Raw genomic sequence first — 21316 nt, 5'->3', positions numbered from 1 at the left:
AGTGATGACGCGACAGTGTCACGACAGGCGTCACGCCTCAACCGAAACCCTTTCTTAACCTTAATGGCCGGGATCTGGCATGAAATCCGCAAGGTAGAAGTTGTCCGGGCAATGAGTGCCCGAAAATGATCCGGAATGGGACAGGTTGGTGTGAAATGCGTGTGCAAACGACCATCGAAATTTTTGACTATTGGAACCGTATCCGCGGCGCTGCCGATGCGCCGCTGAAATCCCAGGTCGAACCGTCCGCCGTACCCCATCTACTGCAAAGCCTCTTTATTCTTGAGGGGCGCGAGGACGGAGACATCGTTTTCCGGCTCGCCGGCACCCGCATCTGCGACCTCTTTGGACGGGACCTGCGCGGCGAACGGTTCTCCTCGCTCTGGGCGCATGGCCAGCACGGGGATATCGAACGCACCGCGATCGGCGTCATGGACCACGCCATGCCGGCCCTGTTCAATGCCACCGGCTACAGCACCGTCGGCCACCAGGCCTCCTTCGAGATCATCATGATGCCGCTGCGCTCGTCGCACGCCGCTTGCGACCGGGTGCTCGGCGCGATCGCGCCGGTGGCGGCTGCAAGCTGGCTGGAGATCGTGCCGCTCGAATTGCTGGCGCTCGACCGCAGCCGTCTGCTGCCGGAAAAATTCAGCAAGGTCGCGCCGGCCGAACTGCGCCCGATCAACGAGAGCGTCGCGGGAAAAGGCATCGGCTTCGGCCAGGTCATGCGCCGCGTGGTGTCGCAGCTGCTCAGTGCCGAGGCGCGCTGAGCGTCTCGTTTCAGGACAGCGGCCATACTCGTTTTTGGCTATGTCGGCAGGGGCCGAGACAACCTTCTGTTAATGGATTGGCGGTAAGGATTGGTCTCTGCGATTTTCATGAAGAAGCCTTTTGATGCACTCGTTCCAGCCAGCTCAGACGCAACGACCTGCGCCGCGCCCTGAACAAGGCGTTTTCCAGCGCGTGCCGATCAATATGCAGGGCCGGCTGATGCTTGCAAATTACGAGGAGTTTGAATGCATGGTGATCGACATGTCGCCCGGCGACATGTACGTCACCTGCTCCGGCCGGCCGCGCGCCAACGAACGCGTCGTCGCCTATATCGACCATCTCGGGCGCGTCGAAGGTTATGTCCAGACGCTCGACGGCCGCGGCTTCACCATGTCGATCAATGCCACCGAGCGCAAACGTGAGAAGCTCGCCGCCCAACTCACCTGGCTTGCCAACAAGCACGAACTCGGCCTGCCGGAAGATCGCCGCCACGACCGTCTGACGCCGCGCGACGTCAAGACCGAACTGACGCTCGATGACGGCACACGCTATGCCTGCCGTATCATGGACCTTTCGCTCTCCGGCGCCGCCGTCGACGTCGAGATGCGTCCTTCCATCGGGACGGCCGTGCGTCTCGGCAATATGCGCGGCCGCGTCGTTCGCCATTTCGTCGAAGGTGTGGCGATCGAATTCCTGTCGATCCAGTCCCGCGAGACGCTGCGGGAATTCCTCTGACAATTGCTGGGAAGGCGCGCTGCCCTGTCGGGATTTCCGGGGCGGCCGAAATTCCCAAAAGACTTCCGCCGAAGCTGCTGCCAACGCCGGCGCGCACCTGCTCAGGTCGAGTGGAGAACGCCCGGATTTCACCGCAACGGATCTGCAAGCGGCAACAGATCTGGCTTTCGAAGGCAAGCCGAAATCCTGTCGCAAGTTGTTCCAACCATTAGATACGTACTCTTATGAGCGGAATAACCTGCGACACCGATCAGGCGGGAGCGGGCCTTCTCAACGGTGCCTTGCTGGAGGACGGCGTACTGAGGAATGCCGCACGGCTTGTCGGCATTCCAGGCATCCTGTTGCAGGGACGGTTCGACATCGAGGCACCGCTTGCACCGCCTGCGAACTGGCGCGCTGGCCAGAAAGTGAGCTCAGGATTCTCCCGCAGGCTCCCCCTTCGACCGCAAATCCCGACATGAGCGCCGCAATCGTCGCCGCCACCGACCATTTTCGCGATTTCCCTCAAAAATAATTTTTCCGTCTGAGCCGGTCGGCGCGGTATTTTCCCGGTGATCGGCGCGACGATACGCGCCATTCCGGCTCTTTTTGTCCGAAGACCGCGCGTCGCCGGTAAGGTCGCTTTCCGCAGAAGTTTACTCGGCTCAAGGAAAACCATTAATGGTCGGACCGCAGCACAGCCTTTTCTCGCGCGAAAGCCTTGCCACGTAAATTACAATTTTAACCGAATTCGAGACAAATGCGCCTCGAATTTTATGCGCATTCGACTTTGTTTTTAGCCAAGTTTTATCGGCATTTGATTCAACTAAGTCTTTAATTCTATTACGCAATTTTGCGCGAGATAAAAACGTCTGTGTCATTGTCGCCTCAACTTAGGGGAGACGGCAATGACGACTGCGAATATCCTGAAAGGCGGCTTTTTGGCCGGTGCGATCATGATGGCCATGGCGGGTTCGGGACAGGCAACCCCAGCAAGCATGGCACTGGCAGGCAATGCTAGCCCGCCGATCGGACACTATGAATTCTGCAAGGCCAATCCAACGGAATGCGCCTATGCCGGCGGCGACGCCGGACCGGCCATTCTCACCGAGGAGCGCTGGAAGGAAATTCTCAAGGTCAACTACACCGTCAATTCGTCGGTCCAGCCGGAAACGGATGAACAGATCTATGGCGTCGAAGAGCGCTGGGCCTATCCGACTAGCGTCGGTGACTGCGAGGACTATGTCCTGCTGAAGCGCAAGATGCTGATCGAGGACGGCTTTTCGCCATCCGACACGCTGATTACGGTCGTGCTGCAGCCGAACGGCGAAGGCCATGCGGTGCTGACGGTCCGTACCGACCACGGCGACTTCATTCTCGACAACATGCGCAACAAGGTGCTGCTGTGGTCGGACACTGAATACACCTATCTCAAGCGCCAATCCGCTAATGATCCGGGCCGCTGGTCGAAGCTTCAGGACGGCCGCGCCGTCGCGGTCGGTAGCGTCAAGTAAGCCAGGCCGCCGGCCAAGCCGGCACAGGTTTCGGCCCGGTCACGTCCCCGCATCCCGTCCCCGACCGGTGCCCAAGAGCCGTTCCCGCTGTCCCGGGAACGGCTCGCCTCATTTTAGGCAGAGGCGATGGCTTCCGGCCCCGAAATCTTAGCAAAGTATTAACCCTGCCGGTCCGATGATGCCGATCAGATTCATCATCGGCACCGGCGGCTCATGTTCTTCCTGCGGCGGACCGAAAGGCAACGAGCCGCCATGAGCCATACCGCGCAAAGCGCCCCCAATGAGCAGCCGCTGCTTTCCATGGGGTTTCTCCTCCGCACGACGGCGGTGATCGCCGTCCTGGCGGTCCTGACGGTCGCCATCAGCATCGGCGGCCGTTGGTTCGGCCGGCACATCTCCCTTGCCGGCAACACCGACAGCACAGCTGAAATCACGCTGACCATCGGCCGCGACACCGTGAAGCTTCCCGAAAATACCATCCGCTTTCCGAGCCAGCGGCATGACGGAGCAACCGAGCGCGTCGATCTCTACCTCGCCTGGCCTGATATGCGGGGTTACGGCAAGGACAACCATCTTCGATTCGACGACGTCGCCCAGTCCTCCGGGCTGATCTTCCTGCAGATCGCACAGAGCACCATGTCGCGCGATATGTCCGGCCGGCTGGAGCCGATCTATTCGCATCTGATCGAAGGCCCGGCCGAGCCTTTTCGCGACGGATTGACGCTCCACCGTCTCCGCGCCGACGCCGGTTATGGCGACGAAGTGCTGCTGACGGCACCCGTCGAGGGCGGACCGGACTATGTCGTGCGCTGCATATTGCCTTCAGCCCCGGGCAAGGCGGCAAGCGGAGATTGCCAGCGAGATATCAAGGTCGGCAAGGATCTCAGCGTCCTCTACCGCTTCTCCAGCAGCCATCTCGACGATTGGGGACATATTGATGCCGCGATCCGCACCTTTGTACAGGACCGTCTTATGAACCGTTCTGCGACAGGTCCCTAAAATGCTTCCGGACGGCGAGTGAAACGATTCATCATAAACGGATTGGTAACGCTGAATCGGTAATTTCAAAAGACGAGCTGTGCGGCGGGGGGTGTGCGGTTCCTGCCCAATATCTGAAATGCAAGCGAAGAGTGGAATAGTGTCAAGGTCAGTCTCCTCCGTATCATCATTCCGGTCCGGCAGCTTTTTCGCAAAGCTCCTGGCGATCCTTTCGGTGGCCTTCACGGTCGTCCTGGTCGATTCGATCAATGCCGAAGCGGAAGCGGCCAACTCGAAATATGCCGGCATCGTCGTCGATGCCAAGACCGGCAATGTCCTCTACAGCGAGAACGCCGATCGGCTGCAATATCCCGCTTCGCTGACCAAGATGATGACTCTCTATCTGGTCTTTGAAGCATTGGAGCAGGGTCGCATCCGCCTCGATACGCCGGTTCCCTTTTCTGCTCATGCTGCAGCCCAGGCGCCGACGAAGCTCGGCGTGCGCGCCGGCGGCACTATTACCGTCGAGCAGGGTATTCTCGGTCTCGTCACCCTGTCTGCCAATGATGCCTCAACTGCCCTTGGAGAAATGCTTGCCGGCAGCGAGGATCGCTTCGCCCAGCTGATGACTGCCAAGGCACACGCCCTCGGCATGACGCGCACCACTTATCGCAACGCCAACGGTCTGCCGAACACGGCGCAGATGACGACGGCGCGCGACCAGGCTCGCCTCGGTATCGCCCTGCGCCAGCATTTCCCGCAATATTACGGCTATTTCTCCACCCGCGCCTTCAAGTTCGGCAGCCGCACGATCCGCAGCCATAACCGCCTGGTCGGCTCGGTGCGCGGTGTCGACGGAATCAAAACCGGTTACACGCGGGCTGCCGGCTTCAATCTTGTGAGTTCTGTCCAAGTTGACGGCAAGTCGATCGTCAGCGTGGTGCTTGGCGGTACTTCCGGCGCGGCTCGCGACGCCCAGATGCGCAATCTGATCGCTACTTATCTGCCCAAGGCGTCGAGCCGCGGCGGAAACTCGGCGCTGGTGGCTCAAGCAGCCCCTGCCCCGGCGATTATCCAAACGCCCGCTCCGGTTCAGCCGCAGAAGGCCCGGCAGCAGCTTGCCCCGCAGCCGGTCGTTCAGCAGGTCGCCCAGCAGCAGGTCGCAAAGACGATCACCGCAGCGCAGCCGCCAATTTCCGCCGCTGCCGCCGACCTCGGCCTGCCGCGTAAGGGACCGCTGCCGGACGCCCGCTATCAGGTGGCCGAGACCGAGGTCGCCTATACCGAAACATCCGCGACGAAGTCCGACAACCCGTTGGTCGCCCAGGCCATGCCGGCACCGACCAAGGTCAAGACCACGAGCTTCAAGCAGCAGGCTCCGGCCACTGCACCTGCCGAACCCGCAGACGCCGCCGTCGATCACGTCACGACTGCTTCGACCAGCGCCGCCCCGGCAAGCGCCGCGCCTGCGGGCTGGGTCGTACAGGTCGGCGTCTCGCCGAGCCGGCAAATGGCCATGGACCTACTGGAGGGTGCCAAGAGCAAGGGCGGCAAGGCGTTGGCCTCGGCAAAACCCTTCGCCGTCGCCTACGGTACGGGCAATGACCAGGTCTACCGCGCCCGCTTCGGCGGCTTCGACGATCAGCGCGATGCGGTCAACGCCTGCAAGGCCTTGAAGAAGGCCGGCATCAAGTGCTGGGCGGCTGCACAATGAGATATTCGATGCTGCCTGCAACATGGCCGGCGGCATTGGTAACGGCCGGAATCGGTGTTTGCGTTTCCGGCCACCATTCTTGAACTCGATCAGTAGTGCGTACGGGGAAAACAATGGCGATCAATGAAAATGTTCCGGGAATGCCAGGCGACCGCCGCATCGGGGCCAAGGGGCGCTCAGCCCTGCATCCGCTGCACGAAGCGGCGCTGCGGCTCGCCGAGATGGGCCTGCAGCGGCCGAGAGCGAAATCTGCCAAGACCCGCGATCTCATCAACCTGCTGCTTTGCCACGGCGCTCGCGCCTGGCGCTATTCCCAGCCGGAAGCCCGGATCCATCTGCATGTGACCTCGCCCGACGGCAGCGCCCCGGTGCAACTGCGTCTGCGCTGAAATGCGGTCGCCCGCCCCCGGTGTTTCGGGCGGAAAGATTAGAGCAGGCCAAGCTCGGTAAGCTCGCGTCGAAGGTCGGCCGGCATTTCGGCGATGCCGGCGCCCAGGCTCGTCAGATCGACCGGCACGTCATCCTGAGTATAGTAGCGCCAGCCCTGGAACGGCCGCTTCGGCTGTACCGCGGTTTCGATGACTTCGGGACCGAGCATCAGGCGGCAGCGTGAGATCCCTTCGTCGTCGGTGAAGGTCTTTATGTCGAGCAGCCGCTGTCTCGCCTGCACCTGCCCCTTGATCACCCAGTAGAGCGAGCCGCCGTCAAGCAGCTCCTCCATGCGTTTGGGCACCATGCGGGTCGTATGAACGGAATGCGGCTCGAGCCCGGCGGCAATGGCGCGCAGCGAACGCTCCGCCACCCATTCGCGCAGATCGTCGATCGAGTCGGCGCCGACGCAGAGTTTGATGAGATGCAATGCCATGCCGCCGTTGAAATCCTTTTGGCGGCGAGCGTCAAGCGCCTACGGCATGCCGCACGAAACTGTGCAGCAGTTTTGCGCCTGCCTGAAATGTTTAAACCGTGCTAACGCGGTCGTAAACTCAGCATTCGACGACATTGACGGCGAGGCCGCCGGTCGAGGTTTCCTTATATTTCTCGCTCATGTCGTGGCCGGTCTGGCGCATCGTCTCGATGCAGGCGTCCAGCGGCACGAAGTGCTGGCCGTCGCCCTTGACGGCGAGCGATGCCGCCGTGACGGCCTTGACCGCCCCGAGCGCGTTGCGCTCGATGCAGGGAACCTGCACGAGGCCCGCAACCGGATCGCAGGTCATGCCGAGATGATGTTCGAGCGCGATCTCGGCGGCGTTCTCGATCTGCTCGGGCGTGCCGCCCATCACGGCCGCAAGGCCGGCAGCCGCCATCGCCGCGGCCGAGCCGACCTCGCCCTGACAACCGACCTCGGCGCCCGAGATCGAGGCGTTATGCTTGATGATGCCGCCGATGGCGGCAGCCGTCAGCAGATAATCGCGAATACCATTCTGGTCCCAGTCTTCATGGAAATGCTCGTAATAGCGGATCGTCGCCGGAATGACGCCGGCTGCCCCGTTGGTCGGTGCGGTGACGACGCGGCCGCCAGCCGCATTTTCCTCGTTGACGGCCATCGCATAGACGCTCAGCCAATCGTTGGCGAGCAGCGGATTGACGCGATTGCTGCGCCACTCCTCCTGCAGCTTGTCGTGGATCCTGCGGGCGCGGCGCTTGACGTTGAGGCCGCCCGGCATGACGCCCTCGACCTTAAGGCCGCGCTCGATGCAAGAGCGCATTGCCTCCCAGATTCTGTCGAGCCCCTGATCGAGCTCCTCTCGGCTGCGCTGGCTCTCCTCGTTCGCCCGCTTCATCTGTGCGATCGAAAGCCCCGAGCGCTCCGCCATTTCGAGCATCTGCTTCGCTGTGGAGAAGGGATAGGGCACGCGTGTGCCGCCGGCGGCGTTCTTCTTCGCCCGCATCTGTTCCAGCTCGGTGTCCGTGACGACGAAGCCGCCGCCGACCGAATAATAGATGCGTTTCAGGAGCAGCCGGCCATCCCTGTCAAAGGCTGAGAAAATCATGCCGTTGGCATGGCCGGGCAACGGCTGTTTCTTGTCGAAAACCAGGTCGGTTTTCGGCTGGAATTGGTAGGCGGGATGGCCCGCCGGCGTGATCCGGCCGGTGCGCTCCACCGTATCGATGATGCCGTCCATCTTGTCGGGGTCGACACTGTCTGGCGCCTCGCCCATCAGGCCGAGAATAACTGCCCTACCCGTTCCATGGCCGATACCGGTATGAGCAAGCGAGCCATGCAAGCTGACCTTGATCGCGGCGACCTGCGCACCCGACGACGGGCGCGGCCATTCGTCCGACAGGATCAGGTCGAGAAAGCGGTTGGCGGCCGACATCGGACCCATCGTGTGCGAACTCGACGGCCCGACACCGATCTTGAAGACATCGAATACCGAAAGAAACATGGATGCGCCTTCTGAACACGAGGATGCAAGCTTAAACGACGCCGGTTTCGGATCCACGCGGCGAACCGACATCGCATGGAACCGGTGCGACATTCAGCCAGCATACCAGAACGACACACACCAGACTCAGCCCAAGCAGCGATGCGGAGTTTGATCGCCGATCGTGACGGACAGTACACCCGGAGGAGCCCGAGCCGAGACAAAAACTCTTCTCACTGATTGAACAGCCATGCAAGATCATGGTGCTGGTCAGGCGACGTTTCTACCTCCAGATGCCCCATTCTCGGCGACAAGTGATGTCCGATGCCGCCAAACAGGCCGAACTCCTGTTCGCTTGCATCGCTCGACGCGTCAGTCCATCGAAGACCAATCCGACTGCACTTTGCCATTGTGCTCACCAAGCCTCGGCGATTTGTGATGCGAGGTCAGCGCCGTCCCCGAGAAGATGATCGGCGTCCGGATGCCAGGTATCCCTTCATTCTCCACCGCCATCTTCCGATGCGCGACCTGCGGATCCGCGAATACGTCTTCCACGGTATTGATCGGTCCGGCGGGAACGCCCACACGCGCAAGGTCGGCTAATAAATCGGTCCGTTTGAAAAGCACCGTCTGCGCTTCCATCACGGATGTCAGCTCCTCTCGATGACGCACTCTGTCCGCGTTCGTCTTGAAACGGACATCGGAGGCCACAGCGGACAGCCGGAGGATATCGCATATCCGCGTAAACTGAGCGTCATTGCCGCAGGCGATAATGATATTGCCATCAGATACCGGAAAAACTTGGTACGGGGCGATATTGGGATGCGCATTGCCAAGCCTCGTCGGCGCCTTTCCGGAGGCCAGGAAGTTCATCGCCTGGTTGGCCAGCACGCCTACGGCGCTGTCAAGGAGCGCCATATCTATGTGCTGCCCCTCGCCTGTGCTGTTTCGCAGCAACAGAGCGGCTTGGACCGCGATGACCGAATAGAGCCCCGTGAAGATGTCGGCAAACGCCACGCCGATTTTCTGCGGCTCCCGACCTGGTTCACCCGTCAAATCCATAATGCCGGCCATGCCCTGGACGATGAAGTCGTATCCTGCCCGCCCGGCATAGGGGCCGGTTTGGCCAAAGCCGGTAATCGAGCAGTAGATCAGCTTCGGATTGATCGCCTTCAGGCTCTCGTAATCAAGGCCGAACTTCTTCAGCCCGCCCACCTTGAAGTTCTCGATAACGACGTCCGCGTGGGCGATCAACGCGCGGACCCTTTCCACGTCTTCCGCCGAGTTGAAATCCGCCGTGATGCTGAGCTTTCCGCGATTGCAGCTATGGAAGTAGGCTGCAGCGACGTCATCGCCATCCTGAATGAAGGGAGGTCCCCAGCGGCGCGTATCGTCGCCCTCCGGGCTTTCCACCTTGATGACCGTCGCTCCCAGGTCGGCAAGGGTTTGTCCAGCCCACGGACCAGCCAGGATACGTGCCAACTCCACGACCCGCACGCCTTCAAGTGGAAACTGCATCGATAACTCCCTGATCTATTCCCAAGTTCGCTGATCGTCGTTTTGCTACATATTCGGATAGACCGGCCCCTCGCCGCCCTGCGGCGGCACCCAGTAGATGTTTTGGTTGGGGTCCTTGATGTCGCAGGTCTTGCAGTGCACGCAGTTCTGGGCGTTGATGACGAAGCTCTTGTCGCCATCCTTCTCCACCCATTCATAGACGCCGGCCGGACAGTAGCGGGTCGACGGGCCGGCATAGATGCCGAGCTCGGAGCTTTTCTGCAGGCCCATGTCCTTGACCTGCAGATGCACCGGCTGGTCTTCCTCGTGATTGGTGTTCGACAGGAACACCGAGGACAGACGGTCGAAGGTCAGGACGCCATCCGGTTTCGGATAGGCGATCGGCTTGTGCTGCGAGGCCGGCTCCAGCGAGGCCGCATCGGTCTTGCCGTGACCAAGCGTGCCGAAGAAGGAGAAGCCGAACAGCGTGTTGGTCCACATGTCGAGACCGCCGAGCGCCACGCCAAGCGCGGTGCCGAACTTCGACCATAGCGGCTTGACGTTGCGGACCCGCTTCAGATCGCGGCCGATGTCACCCTTGCGCCATTCATTCTCGATCTCGACGACCTCGTCATGGCTGCGGCCAGCTGCGATCGCCGCCGCCAGCTTCTCGGCCGCCAGTATGCCCGACAGCACCGCATTGTGGCTGCCCTTGATGCGCGGCACGTTGACCAGACCGGCCGAACAGCCGATCAGCGCCCCGCCGGGGAAGGTGAGCTTCGGCACCGACTGATAACCGCCCTCGGTGATGGCGCGCGCGCCATAGGAGAGCCGCTTGCCGCCCTCGAAGGTGCCGCGGATCGCCGGATGCGTCTTGAAGCGCTGGAACTCCTCGAACGGATAGAGATAGGGGTTCTTGTAGTTCAGGTGGACGACGAAGCCGACCGCCACCAGATTGTCCTCGAGGTGATAGAGGAACGAGCCGCCGCCGGTCTTCATGCCGAGCGGCCAGCCGAAGGAGTGCTGCACCAGCCCCTGTTTGTGGTTCTCCGGCCTGACCTGCCAGAGCTCCTTGATGCCGATGCCGAATTTCTGCGGCTCGCGATCCTTCTGCAGGTCGAACTTGGCGATCAGCTGCTTGGCGAGCGAACCGCGCACGCCCTCGCCGATCAGCGTATATTTGCCGCGCAATTCCATGCCGCGGGTATAGTTGGGGCCAGGCTCGCCGTTCTTCTCGATGCCCATGTCGCCGGTGGCAACGCCGATCACCGCGCCCTTGTCGTCATAGAGCACTTCGGTTGCGGCAAAACCCGGATAGATCTCGACGCCGAGCTCTTCCGCCTTGGTCGCCAGCCAGCGACAGACATTGCCGAGCGAGACGATGTAGTTGCCGTGATTGTTCATCAAGGGCGGCATCATGAAATTCGGCAGACGGATCGAGCCGGCCGGGCCGAGCAGCAGGAAATGGTCCGCGGTGACTTCGGTCTTGAAGGGATGATCGGCCTCATCGCGCCAGCCGGGCAGCAGCCGGTCGATGCCAATAGGATCGACGACGGCGCCGGAGAGAATATGGGCGCCGACTTCCGAGCCCTTCTCGAGCACCACGACCGAAAGTTCCGGATTGACCTGCTTCAGCCGGATCGCCGCGGAAAGACCGGCAGGACCCGCGCCGACGATCACGACGTCGAATTCCATGCTCTCGCGTTCGTCTGCGTATTCTTCCGTCATGATGGTTGCCTGCTAAATCTCGATGTTGGAAAGAATGGGATCAGCGAGTAGCTCGAGCCGGAACGTACCTGTAGTCGTAGAACCCGCGTTGTGCCTTGCGACCGAGCCAGCCCGCTTCCACATATTTGACCAGCAGCGGGCACGGCCGGTATTTGCTGTCAGCCAGTCCTTCATGAAGGACCTGCATGATGGAAAGGCATGTGTCCAGACCGATGAAATCGGCCAATTCGAGCGGCCCCATCGGATGATTGGCGCCAAGCTTCATGCCGGTGTCTATCGCCTCCACGTTTCCGACGCCCTCATAGAGCGTGTAGATCGCTTCGTTGATCATCGGGATGAGAACGCGGTTTACGATGAAAGCCGGAAAATCCTCGGAGACAGTGACGGTCTTGCCGATGGATTCGGCGAAAGCCTTGGCTGTGGCGAAGGTCTCTTGATCCGTTCCGATGCCGCGGACCAGCTCGACCAGCTTCATAACCGGTACGGGATTCATGAAGTGTATCCCTATAAAACGATTGGGTCTGTCGGTTGACGCGGCGAGCCGCGTGATGGAGAGCGACGATGTGTTCGTCGCCAGGATCGCGTCGGGCTTCAGAACGGTGCATACGTCCGCAAAAACCTTCCTCTTGATGTGTTCATTCTCGCTGACCGCTTCGACGACCAAATCGGCCTCCGCCAGGTTCGGGAGAGAGAACGCGCCCTTGATCCGGGAGATGGCCTGCTCAGCCGACTCGCCCGGCATTTTACCGGTTTCGACCTGACGTCCGAAATAACAGGCACTCGCTTCGAGGCTCGCGCGGATCCGATCTTTGTCGAGATCGTAAACCAAGGCCTCATACCCATGTTTCGCCACGACTTCCGCGATCCCGGTCCCCATCTGGCCGGCGCCAATGACGGCGACGGTCGAAATCTTATTCGCTATAGGCATGCTGCCTCTCGTTAATCCGGAGATGGAGGGTCGATCTGCGCCGAACAGATTGCGGTCGTCAGAAGAAAGCCTGGAGGCCCGTCTGGGCGCGTCCAAGGATCAGGGCATGGACGTCGTGGGTGCCCTCGTAGGTATTAACCGTCTCCAGGTTCTGCGCGTGGCGCATGACATGGTATTCGATCTGAATGCCGTTGCCGCCGTGCATATCCCGGGCGTGCCGCGCTATTTCAAGCGCCTTTCCGCAATTGTTGCGCTTGACGAGCGAGACCATTTCCGGGGCCATCTTGTGCTCATCCATCAGCCGGCCGACGCGAAGCGAGCCCTGCAGTCCAAGGGTGATCTCGGTCATCATATCGGCAAGCTTCTTTTGATAAAGCTGCATCCCTGCAAGCGGTTTGCCGAACTGCTTGCGGTCCAGACCGTATTGACGCGCACGGAACCAGCAGTCCTCGGCAGCTCCCATGACGCCCCAGGAGATGCCGTAACGGGCCCGGTTGAGGCAGCCGAACGGTCCCTTGAGACCGGAAACACCGGGCAGAATTGCATCCTCCGTGACTTCGACACCGTCCATCACGATTTCGCCCGTGATTGAGGCCCGCAGCGAAAGCTTGCCGCCGATCTTTGGAGCCGAAAGGCCCTTCATGCCCTTCTCGAGAACAAAACCGCGAATTTCGTTGTTGTGAGCCTCAGACTTTGCCCAGACGACGAAGACATCGGCAATCGGCGAGTTCGAGATCCACATCTTCGAGCCGCGCAATCGGTAGCCGCCCGTAATTTTCTCTGCACGGGTTTTCATGCCGCCGGGATCGGAGCCGGCGTCAGGCTCGGTCAGGCCGAAACAGCCGATCAGCTCACCCGAAACGAGGCCCGGCAGGTACTTCTTCTTCTGCTCGTCGGAGCCGTAGGCGAAGATCGGGTAAATGACCAACGAGGACTGCACGCTCATCATCGAGCGATATCCGGAGTCGATGCGCTCGACCTCGCGAGCGACCAGGCCATAAGCGACGTAGGAGGCGTTCGCGGCCCCGTACTCTTCCGGCAGCGTCACACCGAGGAGGCCGGTCTGCCCCATCAACCTGAACAATTCGGGGTCGGTCGCTTCTTCGAGATAGGCTTCCTGGACACGCGGCAGGAGTTCGGATTCTGCGAAAGCCGCCGCGGACTCGCGGATCATCCGTTCATCTTCGGTCAGCTGGTCGTCGAGCAGAAAGGGGTCATTCCAGGAAAAGGCCAAGGTCGTCATCCTCCCGTTGAGGTTTTTGGCAATTCGAATTTGATGGGATTAAAGCCGCTTTTGCGCGATTGACAAAGCGAGCTTTACTCATCGGCCTATGAGCTCTAGTAATAGCCAATGGCAAACCTCTCTCGAAGACTCCTTCCCTCGACCTCCGCTCTCGCAGCGTTCGATTCCGTCGCGCGGCTGAGCACCTTCTCTGCGGCGGCTGAGGAACTTTCCCTGACTCAGGGCGCCATCAGTCGGCAAATTGCCGGATTGGAAGAGCAACTGGGCGTTTTACTGTTCGAGCGCACAAGCCGCGGCGTCATTCTCACAGAGGCCGGCGCTGATTATGCACGGGCGATCGCCAACGCTCTGGCGGAAATCCGTTCCGCTTCGCTGCACGCCATGACCAAACAGCATAATGATCAACTCAATCTCGCCATCCTGCCAACATTCGGCACACGTTGGCTGATGCCACGCATTCCGCAGTTTGTCGCCAGACATCCCGAGATCACATTGAACTTCGCAACGCGCATAGGGATGTTCGATTTCGACCGCGACGACATCGACATGGCGATCCATATCGGCCAGCCTGATTGGCCGGGTGCGGAAAGCACCTTTCTCATGGAGGAGATGGTGGCACCGGTCGCGTCCCCGTCTTTTCTGAGTTCGCATCCCATAGCGAAGCCTGAAGATCTGCTTCGCCTTCCGTTGTTGCAGATGGCGTCCCGTCCGGGTGCGTGGAACCATTTTTTCGAGAGCCTCGAGGTCAACGGCACCCCATCGCAGGCCATGCGGTTCGAACAGTTCAGCAACGTAGCCCAAGCCTGCATTGCCGGACTGGGGCTCGCCTTGATGCCGCTTTTCCTCATCGACTCTGAGCTTGCGAATGGCCAGCTGGTCCAAGCCTTCCCGCATCAGGTCAAAAGCCCCAGTGCCTATTATGCGGTCGCGCCACTTAGCAGGAAGGACTTCCGTCCTGTCGTCGCGTTCCGCGCATGGCTTCTGGAAGAGGTCGAGCGCTACCAGGAAAGCGCGGCCGCTGATGCGCGAGCATGGTTGCGATAGTAGCCGCTCGCGCCCATTTGCGCCTCCGCTCATGATCGATTGCGAGCATCCTTGACTCTTCAGGGAATTCCTGCCACGTTATGCTAACGTTAGCATGAGGAGCGGACATTTGCATCTTCAGTTGAAGAAAGCAAGCATGCAGGGAAGACGCCTCACGGCCAGCAGGGCTTTGGTGAGGGACGTTCGCCTCCTCGGCCGCCTGTTATGCGAGGCTATAGAAGCAAGCGACGGCAAGGAGGCCCGCGAGATTGTGGAACAGGTCCGCACTCTCTCGATTGCCGGCCGCAGAAAGACCAGTCCGCGCCTGAACGAGAAGCTCGCCCCCTTCTGCGCAGACATGCCTCCCCGCACCCTCAAGCGCGTGATCCGCGCGTTCAGCCAGTTCTCGCAGCTCATGAACATTGCAGAAGACGCTCATCAGGCCAGGGTGCAGCGCTTCAGCATCGCCGATGGCGAACCCGCCATGCCGGGGACGATTGCCAGATCGCTGTCTGTTCTGGCCGCCGCCGGCGTAGAGGCGGAAGCTATTCGCAAGCTGCTCGTTGAAGCGGTCGTCTCGCCTGTTTTCACGGCGCATCCGACCGAGGTTCGGCGAAAGAGCGTGATCGACATCGAACAGCAGCTGGCACAATGCTTGAGCCGGCTCGAGCAGGCCGGCCTGACCGCGCAGGAGACCGATCGATATCAGGCAGATTTGGAAAGAGCGACGACGACGCTTTGGCAGACGAACAGCTTGCGAGGGCGGCGACTGGAGGTCGTGGATGAAATCCTCAATGGCCTGTCCTATTACGATAGCACCATTTTCCGGGTTATCCCGGAAGTTTATGAGGGTCTCGAAAATCAACTCCGAGGCTCGCCTTGGAGGTTTGCTCAAGACGCGCTGCCGCCATTCCTGCGCATGGGTTCCTGGATCGGCGGCGACCGGGATGGCAACCCTTTTGTCAACGGCGAGACCCTCAGGGAAGCGCTCCGGCTGCAGAGCGAGAGGGTTTTCTCCTTCTATCTCGGAGAACTGCACAGCCTTGGCGCCGAACTTTCTTTGGATGATCGGTATGTAAAAGTCTCGCAGAAACTCCAGCGGCTTGCGACCGACTCTCCCGATCGATCGGAGCAGCGCCGGCACGAGCCGTATCGCCTGGCGATCTCGGGCATGTATGCTCGCCTGGCGGCCACCGCACGGAAGTTCGGCAGTACGGAATTGGTTCGCGAGCCTGTGGCGGCCGCCCCCTGCTATCTGAGCCCTGCCGAATTCGCCGAAGACCTGGCAACGATCGGCAAATGCTTGATCGCCAATGGCGCAGGAAAGATCGCCGCTGGCAAATTGCGGAGCCTCCAACGCGCCGTCGACGTCTTCGGCTTTCACCTTGTGAGCCTCGATCTGAGACAGAATTCCGAGGTTCATCAGCGCGTCGTTCATGAGCTTTTCGAGAAGGTGCGGCCCGGCACAGGCTACGAGGCGCTCGCCGAAAGTGACAAGATCCACTTGCTGACGGAGGAGCTTCGGTCTTCCCAGCTGCTGGTGACATCGCTCAAGACCTATTCGGCCGAGACGATGTCGGAGCTTTCCGTGCTGCGTGAGGCTGCCGAAGCCCATAAGCGCTACGGCCGCGCCAGCATCCCCAATTACATCATCTCGAAGGCCGGAAGCCCTTCCGACCTTCTGGAGGTCATGGTGCTATTTCGGGAAGTCGGACTGTTCCGGCCCGATGAACCCGAAGCAGCCTCAGTCAACATCATACCGCTTTTCGAAACGATCTCCGACCTCCGCAGCTCGCATGACGTGATGCAGACGGTTTTGGCCATCGAAGCCTATCGGACATACCAGGGTGCACTCGGCGGCAAGCAGGAGATCATGCTCGGCTACTCCGACAGCAACAAGGATGGCGGATATCTGACGTCGGGATGGGAGCTGTACAAGGCGGAGATGGCCTTTATTCAGCTCTTCGACCGTGAAGGCATTCGCCTCAGCCTGTTTCACGGCCGCGGCGGTTCCGTGGGCCGCGGCGGCGGCCCAAGCTATGAGGCGATCACCGCCCTGCCCGCCGGCGCGGTTGCCGGATCGATTCGGCTGACGGAGCAAGGTGAAGTCATAGCGGCGAAATATTCCAATCCGGCACTCGGCCGCAGGAACCTGGAACTTCTTATCGCCGCGACTTTGGAAGCCTCCTTGCTGCCTTCCGACGCACAAGAACCGGATCCCGAATTTCTCCACGCCATGGAGGAGCTGTCCGGACTGGCTTTCGGCGCCTATCGCTGCCTGGTTTACGAGACCGAGGGATTTGAACACTTCTTCTGGGAAGCCACGATCATTGGCGAAATCGCAAAACTGAACATCGGCAGCCGTCCGGCCTCACGCAGCTCGTCACGTCGCATCGAAGATCTTCGGGCGATCCCCTGGGTGTTCGGCTGGTCGCAGAGCCGCATCATGTTGCCGGGCTGGTTTGGTTTTGGCTCGGCCGTCGAACAGTGGCTGACTGGACATCCCGACGGGCTGCCAACTCTGCAAAGAATGCATCGGGACTGGCCTTTCTTCCAGACGCTGATCGCCAACATGGAGATGGTGCTGGCAAAAACCAACATGGCGATCGCGGCGCGGTACGTGAACCTCACCCCTGACGCACCCGCGCATGAGAAGATCTTCGCACGCATAAAAGACGAATGGGAAGCGACAACCGCTGCCCTGCTCGGCATAACCGATCAGGCCTCGCTGCTGGAGAACAATCCGGCGCTGAAGCAGTCGATCCATCATCGCTTTCCATGCCTCGATCCGCTTAATCACATGCAGATCGACCTTCTTCGCCGCCACCGTGCCGGAGAACGAGATCAGGACACCGAAGAGGCGCTGCACCTGACAATCAACGGAATTGCCGCGGGGCTGCGAAACAGCGGGTAGCCAACCGCAATGCGGATGGCATTCGCTTTTTTCTTGACCTCGGCAAAACTGTTGCGCTAACGTTCGCACAAATTGGGAGGAAATCATGACACTGACCGTGCTGTTGACGGACTACGCCTGGCCGGATGACAAGGTGGAGCGGGAGGTGATCGAGCGGGCCGGGTTTACCCTCGTCAGCGGCCCCGCCGAGCCGTCGCCCCCTGCTGAGATCGACGCTTTGGCTGCAGAGCATCGTCCGGACGCTATCCTGACCTGCTGGGCTCAGGTCAGCGCGACGGCGATCGCCGCGTCGCCTAATCTCAAGATCGTCGCGCGCCTTGGAGTTGGCCTGGACAATATTGCAGTCGATGCAGCGACGGAGCGGGGGATCTGGGTCACGAACGTTCCCGACTATTGCGTTGCAGAAGTGTCCGACCACGCCGTCGGTTTCGCAATTGCCTGGGCGCGCGGCCTTGTCCACTTCGATCGTGAAGTTCGCGATGGGCGCTGGGACCCCGCCTCTGCAAATCTGCGCAGGCTTTCGGAACTGACCTGCGGCATCGTTGGCTTCGGCCGCATCGGCCGCGCGACGGCAGCAAAGATGCAGGCGCTGGGATGCCGCGTGTCGGCCCACGACCCCTATGCCTCGAATGCCCCCGCCGGCGTGGAACTTACCGACTTCGATACGCTGCTGGCCAGGAGCGATATCGTCATCGTCCATGCGCCGCTTTCGCCCGCGACCCGCCACCTGATCAACAAAGACGCTATCTTGAAGATGCGTCGTGGAAGCTTGCTGATCAACGTCAGCCGAGGCGGCGTCGTGGATACTGCCGCCGTGATCGAGGGCCTGGCGTCCGGCAGTCTGAGCGGTGTCGGCCTTGATGTGCTCGAGGATGAACCACGCGTGCCGGCGGAGCTGATCGCTCACCCCGGCGCGATGATCACGCCGCATGTCGCCTTCTCCTCGGATGCTTCGCTGATCGAACTGCGTCGCCGGGCCGCGGAGGAAGTCGTCAGGGTTCTTTCCGGAGAGATGCCCGAACAAGCCCGCAACAGCCCCCGCCGCTAACGCAGCAAGGACAATGGTTTTATGTCTGTAGCCGAGACGATGATTTTCGACGATTTCCTGCTGAAGAGCGGCCTGAAGAGCGCTTCCGAGGAGGCGGTCTACAAGCCCCTGACGGGTGGTGTTTCCTCAGATATCTACCGCGTGGAGCTCCCCGGCCGGCTCATCTGCGTGAAACGCGCACTGGCCAAGCTTAAAGTATCTGCCGATTGGCAGGCGCCGGTGTCGAGAAATGTATACGAATGGAACTGGATTTCCTTCGTGGCGGAGCATTTCCCTTCCGCCGTTCCAAAGCCTCTCGCGCACGACGAGTCGTGTGGTATCTTCGCAATGGAGTTTCTGCCGAGCGACGAGTACCCGCTCTGGAAGACCAGCCTGCTTCAAGGAAGCGTCGACCGAATGGCAGCAGAGGTCACAGGCCGGCGGATCGGGCAGATCCATTCCGTCAGCGCCCGCACATCGGGCTTATCGGACAAATTTGACTCTGGACCGAATTTCTATGCGCTCCGGCTTGAGCCCTACCTGGATGCGACTGCCGCCAAACATCCCTTCGTCAGCGATCGCCTCGCCGAGCTCGTTCAGCGCACGGCGGAAATAAAGCTGGCGCTCGTCCACGGCGACGTCAGCCCGAAGAACATCCTGCTGGGCAAGAATGGACCTGTGTTCCTGGATGCCGAATGCGCCTGGTTCGGTGATCCGGCTTTCGACCTGGCCTTCTGCCTGAACCATCTGTTGTTGAAGAAGATCGTTGCGGAAAAGGCGGCATCTGAGCTCGCATCGTCATTTGCGGCTTTGACCGCAGCCTACATGGATCAGGTCAATTGGGAGGATCGGGACGCTCTCGAGGCTCGGGCCGCAAGCCTGCTGCCCGCACTCTTCCTCGCCCGGATCGACGGCAAATCGCCCGTCGAATACATAACCGACGAATGCCAGCGCGAAGCTATCCGCAAAGCCGCCATTCCGTTGATCGCATCGCCTCCGCAAAAGCTTGCTGACGTGGCGCAGGCCTGGTTTTCTTAAGGAAGCCAGGCGCTTCCGGAGCGGATGCGCTTTCCACTTCGAATGAAAAGGAAAAAGCCACCGCGCTGTGTTCGCGATGGCCGACGAAGTCTTGCTCTGCTTCGGCTCAGAACCGGCCGACCCAGCCTTCGAACGCAACCAGGAAGCTCTCGATGAACTTCTGGGTTCCTTCGTTGAGGAATACGCCATGGTCGCCCACCAATTTGTCGGCCGTACTGAGGTAAACTTCAGGCTGGGGCATGGTCGGCACGTTGATGTTGGTTAGGATAACCCTGAGCTGGAGTGCTGCCGCAGCGCCGCCAATCAGGCCGGGAGAAGCCCCGGTCACCGCACCGGGCTTATGATCCCATACGCTTTTCCCGAACGGTCGAGAGCCGACTTCGATCGCATTCTTCAATGCCGCCGGTACGGATCTATTATATTCCGGCGTCACGAAGATTGCCCCGTCGCAAGCCTTGATGCGCTCGCGGAAGGATGTCCATTCCACCGGCGGCGTTTCGGTCTCGAGGTCCTGGTTATAGAGCGGAAGATCGCCAATCGGTACGATTTCCAGGTTCAGCCCGTCGGGCGCTACTTTCTGCATTGCACGGGCAAGCTTCAGGTTGATCGAAGCCTGACGAAGGCTTCCAACCAGGACCGCGATATCTTTCTTGGACATGTTCTCTCTTCTCGCGTGAGGCGGCGCCGGCCGCAACCGGCGCCGGTGATTGTTATTGATAGGCGGCAGGAACCGGAGGAATGACCACGTAGTTGCTGAAGCCGCCATCGCGTTCGCCGATGCCGGAGATGGCTTCGTTCACCCGCTCGAGCGGATAGATCTTGTGCTCGAGATAGGAGAGGTCGAGCGCGCCGGTGCGAACCATGTCGGCCATCTCCTGCCCCTGGGCAGCGCTGAACCAGTTGGAGCCGATCAGCTGAACCTGCTCGTCCATCAGCCACTTAACGTCGACCGGAACATCTTCCGCGACGCCGCCAACGACAACCACACGGCCGCCTCGACGAACGCCGCGCATGGAGTCGACCACGGTCGCAGCGGGAGCTCTCGCGCCCAGCGCACTGATGACGAAATCCACACCCTCGCCGCCGGTTTGGGCCTTCGCCCATTCTCCGGTCGAGCCTTCACCGAGCATGATCGTGTCGATGCGGTCGGGAGCGATGGCCTTTATGCGGTCCATCAGTTCCTTGTTCCTGCCGGTGCCCAGAATTTTGGAGAGGCCCATTGCAAGAGCGAGCTTGGTTGACGCGACGCCGAGCGTGCCGGTAATCCCGTCGATGAGGCAGACCTGGCCGGGACCGGCCTGCGCATTCTTCAGGGCGCCGTAGGATGTGCCGAGGTAGCCGAAGCGGCCGGCCTGTTCGAAGCTGAGATTATCCGGCAGGCATACGAGTGAATATTCCGGGGCGGTCATGTACTGGCTGAAGCCGCCGTACGGATAGAGATCGAAGATTCTTTGACCATCACGGCTGGTGCTGAAGTAGCCATTCAAGGTGTAGTAGCGGCATTGGCTGCGATTGCCCGACCGGCACGCCTTGCAGGAGCCACAGGATCTGAGGGGGCTGACATAGACACGATCGCCAATCTTGACATTGGTGACCGCCTCGCCGACTTCGGCGACGACCCCGGCTGGATCCAGGCCGAACACTGCCGGAAACTTCGGCAGCGGCTGGTGGGGAAACCAGGTCGGCCAGTTATTGATGACGTTGGCCATGTTGGGCACGATACCGCAAGCCCTGACCTGCACCAGAACGTCGTTGGGCCGGGGCGCGGGAATCGGAATCTCATCCAGCGACATCGGCTGATGCAGAGCATGCAGCCGAGCAGCGATCATAGTCTTAACCATTAACTCCTCCATAGGGACAT

The 21316-nt window shown here is 60.7% G+C and carries 18 protein-coding genes and 1 pseudogene; 11 read left to right on the top strand and 8 right to left on the bottom strand.

Annotated features, from left to right (window positions below; genetic code table 11):
- Positions 1-125 precede the first annotated feature (125 nt).
- From C4N04_RS13355 to C4N04_RS13325, 7 genes and pseudogenes are all read left to right on the top strand, one after another.
- Entirely contained in the window at positions 126-770 is a 645-nt protein-coding gene (locus tag C4N04_RS13355) for a PAS domain-containing protein (protein ID WP_179363915.1), read from the top strand.
- 124 nt (positions 771-894) lie between these two features.
- Positions 895-1506: a PilZ domain-containing protein gene (locus C4N04_RS13350; protein ID WP_038689051.1), complete on the top strand. Its 612-nt coding sequence runs from the start codon at positions 895-897 to the stop codon at positions 1504-1506.
- A 272-nt stretch (positions 1507-1778) separates the two neighbouring features.
- Positions 1779-2020, top strand: a pseudogene (locus tag C4N04_RS32125) (prolyl aminopeptidase); the annotation flags it as partial.
- A 373-nt stretch (positions 2021-2393) separates the two neighbouring features.
- Positions 2394-2999, top strand: a complete 606-nt coding sequence (locus C4N04_RS13340; RefSeq protein WP_096764593.1) for a transglutaminase-like cysteine peptidase — start codon at positions 2394-2396, stop codon at positions 2997-2999.
- A 213-nt stretch (positions 3000-3212) separates the two neighbouring features.
- The gene (locus C4N04_RS13335; RefSeq protein ID WP_096764592.1) at positions 3213-3998 is read left to right on the top strand and encodes a hypothetical protein; all 786 of its coding nucleotides are present in this window, start codon (positions 3213-3215) and stop codon (positions 3996-3998) included.
- Between the two features lie 118 nt (positions 3999-4116).
- Positions 4117-5691, top strand: a complete 1575-nt coding sequence (locus C4N04_RS13330; RefSeq protein WP_106796200.1) for a D-alanyl-D-alanine carboxypeptidase — start codon at positions 4117-4119, stop codon at positions 5689-5691.
- Positions 5692-5804: 113 nt separating this feature from the next.
- The gene (locus C4N04_RS13325) at positions 5805-6080 is read left to right on the top strand and encodes a hypothetical protein (RefSeq protein ID WP_009994808.1); all 276 of its coding nucleotides are present in this window, start codon (positions 5805-5807) and stop codon (positions 6078-6080) included.
- Positions 6081-6118: 38 nt separating this feature from the next.
- On the opposite strand, the gene C4N04_RS13320 is transcribed toward C4N04_RS13325, so the two are convergent.
- The 6 genes from C4N04_RS13320 to C4N04_RS13295 all read right to left on the bottom strand — a co-directional run bounded on the left by C4N04_RS13320 (position 6119) and on the right by C4N04_RS13295 (position 13453).
- The gene (locus tag C4N04_RS13320; protein WP_077993561.1) at positions 6119-6556 is read right to left on the bottom strand and encodes a DUF1489 family protein; all 438 of its coding nucleotides are present in this window, start codon (positions 6554-6556) and stop codon (positions 6119-6121) included.
- A gap of 118 nt (positions 6557-6674) precedes the next feature.
- Positions 6675-8078, bottom strand: coding sequence for an L-serine ammonia-lyase (locus tag C4N04_RS13315; RefSeq protein ID WP_077993559.1), 1404 nt, complete (start codon positions 8076-8078; stop codon positions 6675-6677).
- 351 nt (positions 8079-8429) lie between these two features.
- The gene (locus tag C4N04_RS13310) at positions 8430-9575 is read right to left on the bottom strand and encodes a CaiB/BaiF CoA-transferase family protein (RefSeq protein ID WP_106796199.1); all 1146 of its coding nucleotides are present in this window, start codon (positions 9573-9575) and stop codon (positions 8430-8432) included.
- Positions 9576-9620: 45 nt separating this feature from the next.
- Positions 9621-11282 carry an electron transfer flavoprotein-ubiquinone oxidoreductase gene (locus C4N04_RS13305; RefSeq protein WP_106796198.1) on the bottom strand — a complete coding sequence of 554 codons (1662 nt, stop codon included), beginning with the start codon at positions 11280-11282 and terminating at the stop codon, positions 9621-9623.
- A gap of 40 nt (positions 11283-11322) precedes the next feature.
- Positions 11323-12210 (bottom strand): 3-hydroxybutyryl-CoA dehydrogenase, encoded by an 888-nt coding sequence (locus tag C4N04_RS13300; protein WP_096764955.1) that lies wholly within the window; start codon positions 12208-12210, stop codon positions 11323-11325.
- Positions 12211-12268: 58 nt separating this feature from the next.
- Positions 12269-13453 (bottom strand): acyl-CoA dehydrogenase, encoded by a 1185-nt coding sequence (locus C4N04_RS13295; protein WP_077989173.1) that lies wholly within the window; start codon positions 13451-13453, stop codon positions 12269-12271.
- A gap of 108 nt (positions 13454-13561) precedes the next feature.
- Between C4N04_RS13295 and C4N04_RS13290 the strand changes: the two genes are divergently transcribed.
- The 4 genes from C4N04_RS13290 to C4N04_RS13275 all read left to right on the top strand — a co-directional run bounded on the left by C4N04_RS13290 (position 13562) and on the right by C4N04_RS13275 (position 19455).
- Positions 13562-14497, top strand: a complete 936-nt coding sequence (locus tag C4N04_RS13290; RefSeq protein WP_096771989.1) for a LysR family transcriptional regulator — start codon at positions 13562-13564, stop codon at positions 14495-14497.
- A 136-nt stretch (positions 14498-14633) separates the two neighbouring features.
- Positions 14634-17390 carry a phosphoenolpyruvate carboxylase gene (gene ppc, locus C4N04_RS13285; RefSeq protein ID WP_106796197.1) on the top strand — a complete coding sequence of 919 codons (2757 nt, stop codon included), beginning with the start codon at positions 14634-14636 and terminating at the stop codon, positions 17388-17390.
- An 85-nt stretch (positions 17391-17475) separates the two neighbouring features.
- Entirely contained in the window at positions 17476-18438 is a 963-nt protein-coding gene (locus tag C4N04_RS13280) for a C-terminal binding protein (RefSeq protein WP_106796196.1), read from the top strand.
- Positions 18439-18459: 21 nt separating this feature from the next.
- The gene (locus C4N04_RS13275; RefSeq protein ID WP_106796195.1) at positions 18460-19455 is read left to right on the top strand and encodes an aminoglycoside phosphotransferase family protein; all 996 of its coding nucleotides are present in this window, start codon (positions 18460-18462) and stop codon (positions 19453-19455) included.
- A 106-nt stretch (positions 19456-19561) separates the two neighbouring features.
- On the opposite strand, the gene C4N04_RS13270 is transcribed toward C4N04_RS13275, so the two are convergent.
- Both C4N04_RS13270 and C4N04_RS13265 read right to left on the bottom strand, forming a co-directional pair.
- Entirely contained in the window at positions 19562-20113 is a 552-nt protein-coding gene (locus C4N04_RS13270) for an NAD(P)H-dependent oxidoreductase (RefSeq protein WP_009989216.1), read from the bottom strand.
- 52 nt (positions 20114-20165) lie between these two features.
- Complete coding sequence (locus C4N04_RS13265) at positions 20166-21284, bottom strand: alcohol dehydrogenase catalytic domain-containing protein (protein ID WP_199852465.1); 1119 nt, start codon at positions 21282-21284, stop codon at positions 20166-20168.
- Between the last annotated feature and the right edge of the window lie 32 nt (positions 21285-21316).

Origin of the sequence: Rhizobium sp. H4 (assembly GCF_003013335.1) — a bacterium.
Classification (GTDB): Bacteria; Pseudomonadota; Alphaproteobacteria; order Rhizobiales; family Rhizobiaceae; genus Rhizobium; species Rhizobium sophoriradicis.
This window is presented reverse-complemented; position numbering and strand designations above follow the sequence as displayed.